Genomic DNA, 12,152 nt, shown 5'->3' on the forward strand with positions numbered 1-12,152 from the left:
GTCAAGAGCCGTCGGGACAAGAGCTACTTTCGCATCGGTTGGGACTGGATCGAACGTTGTATCAGGCTCGGACAACCCGTCCCTATTCGTTTCACGACTTACTTCCCAAAGTGATGTGTGGCTAGATATCCAGTTATAGGGACGGCCCTTTACCATACTGCAGAAAGGATCTTCGTATGAGGCCTGCGCTGGGATTGCATGAGATTACAGAGGAGAGCTTGCAGTTCGCCAAGCAGATCGGCGTGACCGATATTGTGGCCATCCGTCCCACCGGATTGGTAGCTGCGGATGGCCCATATTATGATTATGCGCGTCTTGTTCAGCTGCGTTCGCAGATCGAAGCTGCTGGGCTGCGCTTGTCTGCCATCCAAAATATTCCCACTGAGTGGTACAACAAGATCGTCTGGAACTTGCCTGGTCGTGATGAGCAAATTGATTATTACTGTCGGACTATTGCCAATGTAGGTCGGGCGGGCATTCCGATTCTTCATTACAATTTTCATGCTCTACGGGTATGGCGAACCAGCCGCCATACCCGAGATCGGGGAGGCGCCCTGGTTACTAGCTATGATCATTCACTCATGACGAATGCCCCGATAATTGGACCACGAGAACTAAGCGAGGATGAACTGTGGGACAACTTTGAATATTTTCTCAGACGAGTTATTCCTGTAGCAGAAGATGTAGGCCTTAAAATGGCCTTACATCCAGATGATCCTCCGGTTAGTCCGATCGGTGGTGCAGCATGTTTGTTTGTCACCATGGAATCGTTCCAGCGTGTACTTGACCTGGTGCCTAGTCCCTCTAACGGGTTGCTTTTTTGTAATGGCTGCTTCGCTGAAATGCTCGGTCAAGGGCTATTTGAAGCCATTAAGCATTTTGGCAAGCAAGGCAAGATCTTCTATGTGCATTTTCGCAATATAGCAGGGAGTCCTACCAATTTCCGTGAAACCTTTATTGACACGGGCGATATAGACATGTTGTCAGCAATGAAAGCCTATTATGAAGTTGGTTTTGACGGTCCTATGATTCCTGACCATTTGCCGGACATTATTGGCGATACACCGTTCCGTCACATTGCTAACGCATATACCATCGGTTATATGAGGGCTTTGATGAAAGCGGTTGGGGTATCGACTGTCTAACCTGAGGGATTGTCTCGAGTTATAGTGTGGCTCGCGTTTTTGAGATTGGTTTTGCCGAAGGAGGTCCCATGGACCAGATCGCGGAAGCGTCGGTTCAGACGACACCACAGCCGGTGCGTAAAGGAGTAGGTGGACGCTGGTTGGGGGCGGCGTTGCTGCTCGTGGTGGCAGGCGTGGCTGCTGTGGCCTTCCGGCTGCTGGGCTGGATGCCAGGGGAGCCGCCTGCCGTCTCCCTCCAGATTCAGGATCCGGCGGCGTTGGCCGAGTCGTTACCCCCGGCGGACACCGTGGCCGACGCCGCCGCCAATCTGGCCGCCACCCTCCGGATACCGCCGGAAGCCATCCTGGTTCAGTTGCAGGAAGGCTGTGCCTGCAGCGTGCAGGAAGGTGGCGAGGGTCCCACCCTGGAGACCCTCTCGGTGGCCGAGGCGACCGAGAGGCTGGGCAGCCGGGGTAAGTTCTGGCTGCGGGTGCAGAATCTCAGTTGTTTCTACATGTCCACCGGGGAGCAGTATCGGGCTTACGTCTGCCAGCTGGTGCCAGAGTAATCGACCTGGTGATCCCCTCATCTTTTCCAGTTGTCTACCGGGAGGGAGGCCTTGTATGAAAGTTGGCGTTTTCGCCGTGGTGTTTAGCCGCCTGCCCTTCGAGCAGGCACTCGACTACATCCGCTCCGTGGGCGTGGAAGCCGTAGAAATTGGCTGCGGCGGATACGTAGGAGACGCCCACTGCAAGCCGGCCGAACTGCTGGCGGACGAAGGGGCCCTGGCGGCCTTCCGGCAGGCTGTTCAGCAGCGGGGGCTCACCATCAGCGCCTTGAGTGTCCACGCCAATCCCCTTCACCCCAATCCCGAAATCGGCGAGGTCCACAAGGCCTATGTGGAGAACGCCATTCGCCTGGCCGCCCGGCTGGAGGTGGACACCGTGGTGACCTTTTCCGGGTGCCCTGGTGGCGGCCCTGGGGATCGGCACCCCAACTGGGTCACCTGCCCCTGGCCACCGGACTTCAGCGAGACGGTCCAATGGCAGTGGGAGGCGGTTATGATCTCCTATTGGCAGGAGGTGGCCCAGATGGCCGCCCGGGAGGGAGTACGCATCGCCATTGAGATGCACCCGGGCTTCTGTGTCTACAACGTGGAGACCGCCCTGGCCCTGCGAGAGACGGTGGGGCCCACCATCGGTGTCAACTTCGATCCCAGCCACCTCTTCTGGCAGGGAGTGGATCCGGGACACGCCATCCGGGCCCTGGGGGAGGCCATTTTTCACTTCCATGCCAAGGATACGCGCATCGACCCCATCAATACCCGGGTCAACGGCGTGCTGGATGTGAAGTCGTATCGGCAATTTGCCCAACGAAGCTGGATCTTCCGGACGGTGGGCTACGGCCACGGCGAGGAGGTGTGGCGGGACATGGTCAGCAATCTGCGCCTGGTGGGCTACGATGGCGCCCTCTCCATCGAACATGAGGATGGGCTCATGTCCGGCCGGGAAGGCTTCGAAAAGGCGGTGCGTTTTCTGCAGGGGCTGGTCATCCGGGAGCAAGCGGGCGAGACGTATTGGGCTTGAGGTCAATGCATGCGCGAGCCTACCTGGGACAGTGCTGGACGTTCACTCCATTGAGCATGATTGAAGATGATGGAAGGACAGTTTATGTGATCGTTACAACATGTGGGTATTTCACGATCTTTTCATCCTGGGTAACCAAAGGACAGTTGAATAGCCGTGCCGTGGCAACGATGATTTGATCGGCTGGGTCACGATGGAATTTCCCTGGTAGCCGGGTTGATTCGATGGCTATAGCCGGTGTTAGAGGAAGTAGACGAATACCTGGATAAGCCAGTGCCTGTTCAAACCATTCGGCCAATGGGCAAGGAAGTTCTAAACGACCATATTCAACCAGTTTGGCAATTTCCCAGCACGAAATGGCATTGACCCCGATAATGTCCCCTTCGTGCGCGGAGATTGCATCCATTTGAGGTTGAGAAAGGTGTGGATCTCCATGCACCCACCAGATCCAAATATGGGTGTCGAGCACGATCATTGTAGGATTTCCCACTCGTTCTCGGCTACACTTTCAAATGGCTTCAGATATCGAATCGGCTTGCCTCGCAAGGGATAGGGACTCTCTCCCGAAGGTTGTTGGGAACGTTCGTGGATAATGACCTCTACTTTCGTCCCTGCCGGAAAGGGAAGCCCCTTGACGACGAGGGTACCCTCTGAGGTGACCGTGGTTTCAAACCGATACTCTTCTCCTTTTCTATTCATTTCACTCTCCCCCTCTATCTTGCTGACGAGCCGAATCAAAACCATTTCGGGACGATTGATTCGCCCAACGCCTCACAGCCGAAGCCGATAGCGGCACTTCTGACGTTCGCCCTGCATGTACATGTCGATATCCGGTGGCAGGTCCACGATTTCCACCAGTTCGGCGCCGACCAGTTCGCATGTGCGCCGGGACGCCCAGTTGTCCGGGTTGCACGTGATCCAGAGCTCCTGCAGGCCGTGGCGACGGGCCAGGGGCAGCAGCAGGCGACAGGCCCGGGCCGCATAGCGATGGCCCCGGTAGGGCGGATATACCTGGTAGCCGATGTGGCCCCCGTACATGCGCAGGTAGTGGGTATCGCCGATGCGCAGTTCGATGTAGCCCATGAGCTGGTAGGAACCGGCCTGGCGCATCTCGAACCGATAGGCCGGCACATGGCCCAAGGAGGCAGAACCGGGGTACCGGTTGGCCAGCAGCAATTTCAGATCCCCATCCTGCAGCGGGCCCGGCTCATAAAACTGGAAAGACGCCACCTTCGCCTCCTGATTGGTTTTCAGCTGGTTTGTTTGCACCTGGTTTGTTTGCACCTGGGACGAATCTTTCTCCCCCGACATACCGCCAACCTCCTGACCCTCCATCGAGTCACCAACCGCCACGATCCAGGATAACATAACCCCCCAGGGGCAGCAATTTTATCTCCAGATCCCAGGCAGCTCCGTCCCCTCACCGCTGCTGAAGCCAGGCCAGCATCTGACGGATCTGGGCCGCGTGGCCGGCGGTGCGGTAACTTTCCGGCACCTGCGCCCACGCCGGCCCCTCGGGGACGGCATCTCCAAAGGGCAGGCCCACCCACCGGATCAGCCCGGCATCGTCCAACCCGTCGGGCGGCGTCCCCCGGGCCAGGACCACGCGACAGGCCTCCTCCAGCCGGTCGAAGTAGGCGATGTTGTCCTGGAGCAGCCGCGGGCCGGCCTCCACCGGCCCATGGCAGTAGAGCACAGTGCGGGCGTTCAGGGCGGCCAGGCGCTCCAGGGAACGGCGCATGTGGGGCAGGTCCGCCACCCGTTCCGCCATGGGGAAGGGCAGCTCGGCTGCGTCCCCGGCCAGCAGGGTCTCTATCTCCGGCAGGTAAATGGAAATATGGTCCGGGGTATGTCCTGGTGTGGCCATCAACTCCAGGGTCAGGTCACCGCCGTCGATGGTCAGCCTCTCGTCAAAGAGGAGGTTGGGCGGCGTCAACTGCACGTCGGCGAAGATGTCGGGCTCCTCCGCCTGCAGCCGCTGGAGCAGCTGCCGGGACTCCACCCCGGTGCAGCGGACCGGGGCTTCTCGCTGGCCGATGATGGGCGTGCCCAGGTCGGCGAAGACCTGGTTGCCCCAGCAGTGGTCATAGTCGGCGTGGGTGTTCACCACCAGCAGGCTGCGGCCCTGGGTCAGGTATGGCCGGGCCAGGGCGAGCAACCGGGCGCCGGTGGCCGGGTTGATCAGGGTGTCCACCACCACCAGGTAGCGGCGGGTGACCACCAGATAGGTATCCACCAGGGCGTCGTTCCGGCAGACGAGGATCCGTGCATCCCAGCCGGCATTGTCCACCAGCTGGACGTGGTTGCTGTGGGGCATGGGGTCTCCTTCGAGCTTCTTCTCGGGGGCTGGCGCGGTGAAGGGCACTTTACGTCACGGCCAGTTCCTGGAGGCGGGGCAGGTACTTCTCCAGGGAGCGGAGGAAGGCACGGGTGACCGGGCTGAGGTGGGCGTGGCGGTTCCACACCAGCTTCAGGGTACGCCAGAGGGGCCTGCCTTCCACGGCCAGGGCAGCCAGCGTCCCGGCTTCCACTTCCCGCCGCACCACGTAGTGGGGCAGAATGGTGATGTCGTCTCCATGGGCCACTGCCCGTTTGATGGACTCCATGTTGTCGAACTCTGCCACCACCTGAACCTGGACGTGGGCCGTCCGCAGGGCCTCCTCCAGCCAGATGCGGGTCTGGCTGTGGCGCTGGCGCATGACAAAACGCTGGCCAGTCAGCTCTTCCATGGCCACGGTGGACCGGCCCCACCAGGGGTGTTCGGGTCCTACGATGACGAACTGCTCCACATCCTCCAACGCCAGCACGCCGATTTCGTCGTTGTCCAATTCCTCCAGCTCCCCTTCAATCAGGCCAATGTCCATTTCCCCCCGGAGCAGCCCTTCCATGATCTGGGGGGTGGTTCGGGTTTGGATGGCCACGGTGAGATTGGGGTAGCGACGGCGAAAAGCCTGGGCCCAATCGGGCAGCAGATACACGCCAATGCCGGGCGTGGCGGCCACGGTCACCTGGCCACCGGACAGGTGACGGATGTCGGCCACCGCATTTTCGGCCTCGGCCACCAGGCGCAGGATCTCCTGGGCGTAGCGGTACAGGGTTTCGCCGGCCGGGGTAAGGGAGACGCCCCGCCGCCCCCGACGAAAGAGGCGCGTGCCCAGGCTGGCTTCCAGATCCTGGATGTGTTGGCTCACCGCGGGCTGGCTCATCAACAGGCGTTCGGCCGCGGCGCTAAAGCTGCCGGTGCGGACCACCAGGGCAAAGATTTCAAGCTTGTAGAGATTTAGCATAAGTCCTCACTTATGCTAAGTATAAGCAAGTCGGCAGCGCTGGACAAGTTCCACTGGGTGTACACTAATCACCATGAACCGTTTGGGAAGCTGTCGCCCCGTCCCGGCGGATGAAGGGGCGGCGACGGATGCGCCGCTGCGAGCGGCGCCTACAACGAGGCGGCATGTCCGGTAGGGGCTTGCCCCGCCCGATGTCGCCAGCCCCGAAGGTGCGGCCGATTCCCGTAGGGGCGGGCCCCCGTGCCCGCCCGCTGTCGCCACACCCGGGCGGGTGAAGGGAGGGCGACGGGTGCGCCGCTGCGAGCGGCGTCTACAACGAGGCAGCATGTCCGGTAGGGGCGTGCCCCGCCCGCTGTCGCCCCGTCCCGGCGGATGAAGGCACAGCGACGAATGCCAACATCAGAACATCAATATCATGATGCCGACAAAAGGAGAACGAGGATGAACTTGTTGAATCGCCTGTTTGGTGTGAGCCAGCGCCAGACCATCAGCCCGACAGAGTATCAGGCCCGCTATGTAGATGCCCAGGTGCCCCATACCCTGGTGGATGTGCGCACCCCAGCTGAATTCCAGGAGGGGTTTATCCCCGGGGCCATCCAGATCAGCCTGCAGGAGTTGCAGCAGAAAATGGCGCGCATTCCCAAGGACCGGCCGGTCATCGTCTACTGTCGCAGCGGCAACCGCAGCGCCTTCGCTGCCAACCTGTTGATGCAGGCCGGGTACGAAGAGGTGTACGACCTGGGCGGCATCGTGGACTGGGCACGCGCGGGCCTGCCGGTGAAGCGGTAGGACACAGCGGCGTATCTGCGGGTGGGTGCGTCATCGGTCAAGCGGAACCGGTCGATGGACACGCGCATCCCCCACGACGCACCACGCCCCGAGCCTGTGTGGAAAATGAAAGGAGATTAGCATGCTACTGCGCTATTTTTACGACGAACGGCTGGCCCAGGCCAGCTACCTGGTGGGCTGTGTGGCCACCGGCGAGGCCCTGGTGGTGGATCCCGCCCGGGAGATCACGCCCTACCTGCGGGCCGCCGAGAAGGAGGGCCTGCGCATCACCCATGTGACCGAAACCCACATCCACGCCGATTTTGTCAGCGGCAGCCGGGAACTGGCCGCAGCCACCGGTGCCACCATCTACTTGAGCGACATGGGCGATGCCAGCTGGAAGTACGGCTATGCCGATGAGCCCAACGTCATCCTGGTGCGGGATGGCGACTCGTGGATGGTGGGCAACGTCCGGGTGGAGGTGCTCCACACGCCTGGCCACACGCCCGAGCATATTTCCTTCATGATCACCGATACCGCCGGCGCCGACCGGCCCATGGGGATCTTCACCGGCGATTTCCTCTTCGTGGGCGATGTGGGCCGTCCCGACCTTCTGGAGGAGGCCGCCGGCCTCAAGGGCACCAAGGAGGCGGGCGCCCGGCAGCAGTTCCAGACGGTGCAGCGCTTCAAAGAGCTGCCCGACTACCTGCAGATCTGGCCGGGCCACGGCGCGGGCAGCGCCTGTGGCAAGGCCCTGGGCGCCGTGCCATCCACCACCCTGGGCTACGAGAAGCTCTTCAACCCCGCCTTTCAATTCCAGGAGGAAGAGGCCTTTGTGACCTGGCTTCTGGAAGGACAGCCGGAGGCGCCCCGCTATTTTGCCCAGATGAAAAAGGTCAACAAAGAGGGGCCTGCCCTGCTGGCCAGCCTCACGTCGCCGACCCGCCTGGACCGGGCCGCGCTGGACCGGGTCCTCGCGGCCGGGGGACAGGTCTTCGACCTGCGCAATCGGGGGGACTTCGCCGCGGCCCACGTGCCCGGCACCATCAACGTGCCCGCCGACAACAACAGCTTCGTCACTTACCTGGGCTGGCTGGTGGACTATACCCGGCCCGTCTACCTGGTGCTGCCATCGGTGGACAGGGCGGCCGAGATCCTGGTTGCGCTGCGTTCCATCGGCATCGACCAGGTGGCCGGCTACGTGGGGCCCGATGCCCTGGCCCATGGCACCCAGGCCCTTCCCGTCATCACCGTGCGCCAGCTGGCCCGACGGCTCTCTGACAGCGGCTCGGAGGAGGACGTCATCATCCTGGACGTGCGGGGTCGGGGCGAATATGCCGAGCGGCACATTGTGGGGGCCTGGCACATTCCCCTGGGGCACCTGCCCCAGCGGCTGGCCGAGTTGCCCCGCAACCGGACCATTGTCACCCAGTGTGCCAGCGGCTACCGTTCTCAGATTGCTGCCAGTCTGTTGACGGCAGCCGGTTTTGACGATGTGATGGCCCTCAACGAGGGGACCGACTGTTGGAGCCGCTACCTGCCCACGGAAACGGGGCAGGCCATGGAGGCCATCAAGGCGAATTGACGTGATGGAACAGTTGGCGATTGATCTTGCATTGGGCTTTGCCATCGGTGTGTCGTTGGGGTTGTTGGGCGGCGGCGGTTCCATCCTGACCGTGCCGGCCCTGGTCTACGTGGTGGGGCAGACGCCCCAGGCCGCGGTGACGGCCTCGCTGATGATTGTGGGCGCCAACAGCGCGCTGGGCGCGATGATGCATCGGGCCCAGGGGACGCTGAACTGGCGGGTTGCAATTGTCTTTGGGGGTGTGGGCATGGCGGCTGCCTACCTCTCGGCAGGCTGGTCCCACTGGGTCTCGCCCACCACCCTGATGATCCTCTTTGCCTTGCTGATGCTGGTCGTGGGGTTGTTCATGATCTTGAAGCCGCAGCCCGCCAACGAGGAGGGCCAGGGGCGGGGCTGGGTCGCGACGATGCTGAGCGGGGCCGTGGTCGGGGTGTTGACCGGCTTTCTGGGCGTGGGTGGGGGCTTCTTGATTGTGCCGGCCCTGGTGATGCTGGTGGGGCTGCCCATTCGTCAGGCCGTGGGCACCTCCCTGGTGGTGATCGCCATGAACAGCCTGGCCGGCTTCCTGGGCCATCTGTCCGGCGCGGCCATTGACCTCCAGGTGGTCACCATCTTCGTCGGCGCCGGCCTGACGGGTGCGCTGGTGGGTGCACGACTGGCCCGGGTCGTGCACCCCGATCACCTGCGCAAGGTCTTCGCCCTGTTCGTCATCGGCCTGGCCCTCTTCCTCCTGGCGGACAACCTGCGGGGGGCCTGAGGCCAGGCTGTGCTGGCCTCCCCTTAGTTCTGCCACCAGGGGACCATGCGGGGGGCCACCACGGCCGGCACCCCAAACATCTTCTCCACTTCGTCCTGGGGGCGTACCTCCAGGGCGTTGATGACCGCGATGACGCCGGGCTGGTTGGAAGCAATTTCTTCAGCCGCCCGGCGAGCTTCTTCACTGTTCACGGTACCGCTCAGGGTGATCACCCGCCGGTCGTTGATGACCTCGATCACCTCGTCGCTGGTGCGGGGATCGCTCTGCAGCGCGGCCACCACCCGGGCCTGGATGGCGGCATCCGTGTCCAGGCGGTTCTCCACGTCGATGACGCCCTGGATGGAGCGACCCAACTGTTCCGCCTCGCGCTTGGCCTGGGCGTCGGCCACCACGCCCCGCAGCCGCAGGATGCCGTCCTCGATGGTGGCGGTGACGTGGCTGAAGTCCGAGACCGCGGCGTTGAAGCGATCCTGGAGCTCGGCCAGGATGTCAGCGGCCGGTCGCTCGGTGTAGCGGGGCAACTGGCGCAGGTCCTCGTTGTCGCCCCGAATGAAGACGCCGCTTTCGTCCACGTATTCGATCCAGTCGACGGGGATGACCACCCGATAGGGTAGTACGCCCCGGCGGACCACCAGGTGGGTGATCTCCCAGGTCTTCTGGTCTACCAGCAGGTGGTGGATCCGCCCCACCATGCCGTCCAGGTTTTTCACCGGCGTGTCCCGGCCAATGGCCTCCAGATCCGAGCGGATCCCCTGGGGTACCCGATGGCGGATCATGGGCACCACAGGATCTGGATGATCGGGGATGCCGTAATAGGTGAGCCAGTGCACCACATGTTCAGAGCGGTAACCCTGCCGGGAGCGCCAGTCGGGCGCAGGGAGCTGGAATTCCACTTCCCGATATTCGGGGTACCGGCTCAACTCGCTGCTTTCGATGGAAAGATAGATTGCGTCCTCTTCGACCTTCTCCACAATGGTGACGGGCAGGACCCGATCCTGCTTTTGCAAAAACCCCTTTTCTACGATCAGGTCGGTCACCCGGTGGGTGTAGGGGTCGACCACCACTTTGCGCAACGTGCCGCAACGGCCATCTCGACAGTGCACCGCTGCCCCGATGGTAAATGAATACTGATGCATGGTGTCCTCCTTTCCATGTCAGGTGCGTGATCTTTTGCCCCGCCTGTTGCTTGGTATCCCTCGCTTCTGCCAAAAACTGAATACTTCCCACTTCCATTCATCGCGCCCTTCCATCAGAAGAAAACAAGCGCGACGCTAGATGATTGCAAGCGGATTGTCAGCAAATGATTAGCGGGGAAGGGTTCCTGGGGAGCGACATGGTATACTGGAGATGATATACTAGAAGGGCCTGGCGGAGTTTCCGGCAGGCCGTCGATGCTGTATGCCCGGATGGGCTGGATGGCCGGCGCAGGAGCGTGCACGGCCAGGAGGGTTTCTACGACGGCCCGTTGCAGGTGTGGTCCACGTGGAGATGGGCCCTTGGCTATACCGAGAAGGGAATGGTATGTTAACACCGTACATTGTGCTTTGTGATGGAAAGTGGTATCTGTTCATCGGCTGCGCCATCGACTCGATCCACGAGACGAAACAGGCCGCGCAGCATGTGAAACAGGAGTGGCTGCGGAAGTATCAGGAAAACTGGGAGACCGCAACCCGTGAACGCCAGAATGCCCGTGCCTTTTCCCACAGCAACGGCAGCGGCCCAGCGCCCAGCCCGGCCGTGGATTCGGTGGACGAATAATCGTCGGGGCAGCCAGCGGGAGCCTGCCGCCATAGAAGCCACAGAGGCTGGTTGTTCTCCATGTCTGCAATCTGGTTGATTTTATTGTCGGTATCATCCAGCGTGGCCGGGCAAACAGCTTTGAAACTGGGGGTCAGTCGGCCCGACGCTGCAGCCGCCAGCAGCAACCTGCTCTCCCTGGTGGCCTACATCCTGACGACGCCCCTGATCTGGCTGGGGCTGTTTCTGTATGGGGTGGGGGCCCTGGCCTGGATCGCAGTCCTGGCCCAGTTGGACCTCAGCCTGGCCTATCCGTTCCTGGCCCTGAACTTTGTCCTGGTGGCGCTGGTCTCCCGGCTTGGCCTGCGGGAGGAGATCCCGCCGGCCCGGTGGATCGGGATCCTCGTCATCTGCGCGGGCATCCTGCTGGTGGCCCACAGCAGCCGCTCCTAGCGCCAGGAGGCGTCCATGCGTCCAGGAATCCGACGGTGCATGATTGAACGGACCTTTGCTTGAAGGGCGTTGGAAAGAGCATGAGTGTTAAAGTTCTTGTGGTGGAAGATGAACCTGCCCTGGTGGACACCCTGGAGTACAACCTCCAGCGCCAGGGCTACCAGGTCTCCGTGGCCACCGATGGGACCCAGGCCCTGCGAGTGGCCCGGGAAACCCAGCCCGACCTGATCCTGCTGGATGTCATGTTGCCGGGGCTGGACGGCTTTGAGGTGTGCCGCATCCTGCGGCAAGAGATGAACGTGCCCATCCTCATGTTGACAGCCCGCACCGAAGAAGTAGACAAGGTGGTGGGCCTGGAGGTGGGCGCAGACGACTACCTCACCAAACCCTTCAGCATGCGGGAGCTCCTGGCCCGCATCAAGGCCCTGTTGCGCCGGGTGCGCCTGGTGCGGGAGGAGATGGCCGGCGCCGAGCGGGAAGAGGGCGGCGAGCCGGTGCAGACGGAGCGTTTCGTCTTTGGCGACCTGGTGATCGACCTGGGACGACACGAAATGTCCTGCGGCGGCCGCACCTTTCACCTCAAACCCAAGGAGTTCGAGCTCCTGGTCTTCCTGGCCCGCAACCGGGGCATCGTCCTCAGCCGGGATCTCATCCTGGAACGGGTTTGGGGCTGGGACTATGACGGCGGCAGCCGCACCGTGGACGTTCACGTCCGCTGGCTGCGGGAGAAGATTGAAGAGGAGCCCTCAAAGCCCAAACGCATCGTCACGGTGCGCGGAATCGGCTACCGCTTTGAGGGCTGAGCGTGCCACTGACGAGGAGAGGACGTGGGACTGTTGAGCCCCCGTGGGCAG

Annotated in this window: 14 protein-coding genes; 9 read left to right on the forward strand and 5 right to left on the reverse strand. The window is 62.1% G+C overall.

Annotated features, from left to right (window positions below):
• Positions 1–176: 176 nt before the first annotated feature.
• The 3 genes from FKZ61_RS17235 to FKZ61_RS17245 all read left to right on the forward strand — a co-directional run bounded on the left by FKZ61_RS17235 (position 177) and on the right by FKZ61_RS17245 (position 2,711).
• The gene (locus FKZ61_RS17235; protein WP_141611379.1) at positions 177–1,145 is read left to right on the forward strand and encodes a mannonate dehydratase; all 969 of its coding nucleotides are present in this window, start codon (positions 177–179) and stop codon (positions 1,143–1,145) included.
• Between the two features lie 68 nt (positions 1,146–1,213).
• Positions 1,214–1,693 carry a hypothetical protein gene (locus tag FKZ61_RS17240; RefSeq protein ID WP_141611380.1) on the forward strand — a complete coding sequence of 160 codons (480 nt, stop codon included), beginning with the start codon at positions 1,214–1,216 and terminating at the stop codon, positions 1,691–1,693.
• Between the two features lie 55 nt (positions 1,694–1,748).
• Positions 1,749–2,711 carry a sugar phosphate isomerase/epimerase family protein gene (locus FKZ61_RS17245; protein ID WP_141611381.1) on the forward strand — a complete coding sequence of 321 codons (963 nt, stop codon included), beginning with the start codon at positions 1,749–1,751 and terminating at the stop codon, positions 2,709–2,711.
• An 82-nt stretch (positions 2,712–2,793) separates the two neighbouring features.
• On the opposite strand, the gene FKZ61_RS17250 is transcribed toward FKZ61_RS17245, so the two are convergent.
• From FKZ61_RS17250 to FKZ61_RS17265, 4 genes are all read right to left on the reverse strand, one after another.
• The gene (locus FKZ61_RS17250) at positions 2,794–3,186 is read right to left on the reverse strand and encodes a type II toxin-antitoxin system VapC family toxin (RefSeq protein WP_141611382.1); all 393 of its coding nucleotides are present in this window, start codon (positions 3,184–3,186) and stop codon (positions 2,794–2,796) included.
• Between the two features lie 296 nt (positions 3,187–3,482).
• Positions 3,483–3,941 carry a GNAT family N-acetyltransferase gene (locus FKZ61_RS17255; protein ID WP_211358613.1) on the reverse strand — a complete coding sequence of 153 codons (459 nt, stop codon included), beginning with the start codon at positions 3,939–3,941 and terminating at the stop codon, positions 3,483–3,485.
• A gap of 190 nt (positions 3,942–4,131) precedes the next feature.
• Positions 4,132–5,028, reverse strand: a complete 897-nt coding sequence (locus FKZ61_RS17260) for an MBL fold metallo-hydrolase (protein WP_141611385.1) — start codon at positions 5,026–5,028, stop codon at positions 4,132–4,134.
• Between the two features lie 49 nt (positions 5,029–5,077).
• The gene (locus FKZ61_RS17265) at positions 5,078–5,998 is read right to left on the reverse strand and encodes a LysR family transcriptional regulator (RefSeq protein WP_141611386.1); all 921 of its coding nucleotides are present in this window, start codon (positions 5,996–5,998) and stop codon (positions 5,078–5,080) included.
• Between the two features lie 441 nt (positions 5,999–6,439).
• Here FKZ61_RS17265 and FKZ61_RS17270 point away from each other — a divergent pair, with 441 nt between their 5' ends.
• The 3 genes from FKZ61_RS17270 (at position 6,440) to FKZ61_RS17280 (ending at position 9,108) form a co-directional block, all read left to right on the forward strand.
• Positions 6,440–6,787 carry a rhodanese-like domain-containing protein gene (locus FKZ61_RS17270; protein WP_170199900.1) on the forward strand — a complete coding sequence of 116 codons (348 nt, stop codon included), beginning with the start codon at positions 6,440–6,442 and terminating at the stop codon, positions 6,785–6,787.
• A gap of 121 nt (positions 6,788–6,908) precedes the next feature.
• Positions 6,909–8,351, forward strand: coding sequence for an MBL fold metallo-hydrolase (locus tag FKZ61_RS17275; RefSeq protein WP_141611388.1), 1,443 nt, complete (start codon positions 6,909–6,911; stop codon positions 8,349–8,351).
• Between the two features lie 4 nt (positions 8,352–8,355).
• Complete coding sequence (locus FKZ61_RS17280) at positions 8,356–9,108, forward strand: sulfite exporter TauE/SafE family protein (protein ID WP_141611389.1); 753 nt, start codon at positions 8,356–8,358, stop codon at positions 9,106–9,108.
• Between the two features lie 23 nt (positions 9,109–9,131).
• Here the strand turns inward: FKZ61_RS17280 and FKZ61_RS17285 are convergent, their stop codons facing one another.
• Positions 9,132–10,244, reverse strand: a complete 1,113-nt coding sequence (locus tag FKZ61_RS17285; RefSeq protein WP_141611390.1) for a BON domain-containing protein — start codon at positions 10,242–10,244, stop codon at positions 9,132–9,134.
• Positions 10,245–10,629: 385 nt separating this feature from the next.
• Here FKZ61_RS17285 and FKZ61_RS17290 point away from each other — a divergent pair, with 385 nt between their 5' ends.
• The 3 genes from FKZ61_RS17290 to FKZ61_RS17300 all read left to right on the forward strand — a co-directional run bounded on the left by FKZ61_RS17290 (position 10,630) and on the right by FKZ61_RS17300 (position 12,101).
• Entirely contained in the window at positions 10,630–10,866 is a 237-nt protein-coding gene (locus FKZ61_RS17290) for a hypothetical protein (protein WP_141611391.1), read from the forward strand.
• Between the two features lie 60 nt (positions 10,867–10,926).
• On the forward strand, positions 10,927–11,298 hold the full coding sequence (locus FKZ61_RS17295; RefSeq protein WP_141611392.1) for a DMT family transporter: 372 nt from the start codon (positions 10,927–10,929) through the stop codon (positions 11,296–11,298).
• Positions 11,299–11,378: 80 nt separating this feature from the next.
• Positions 11,379–12,101, forward strand: a complete 723-nt coding sequence (locus FKZ61_RS17300) for a response regulator transcription factor (protein WP_141611393.1) — start codon at positions 11,379–11,381, stop codon at positions 12,099–12,101.
• Positions 12,102–12,152 lie beyond the last annotated feature (51 nt).

Source organism: Litorilinea aerophila (assembly GCF_006569185.2).
GTDB lineage: Bacteria > Chloroflexota > Anaerolineae > Caldilineales > Caldilineaceae > Litorilinea > Litorilinea aerophila.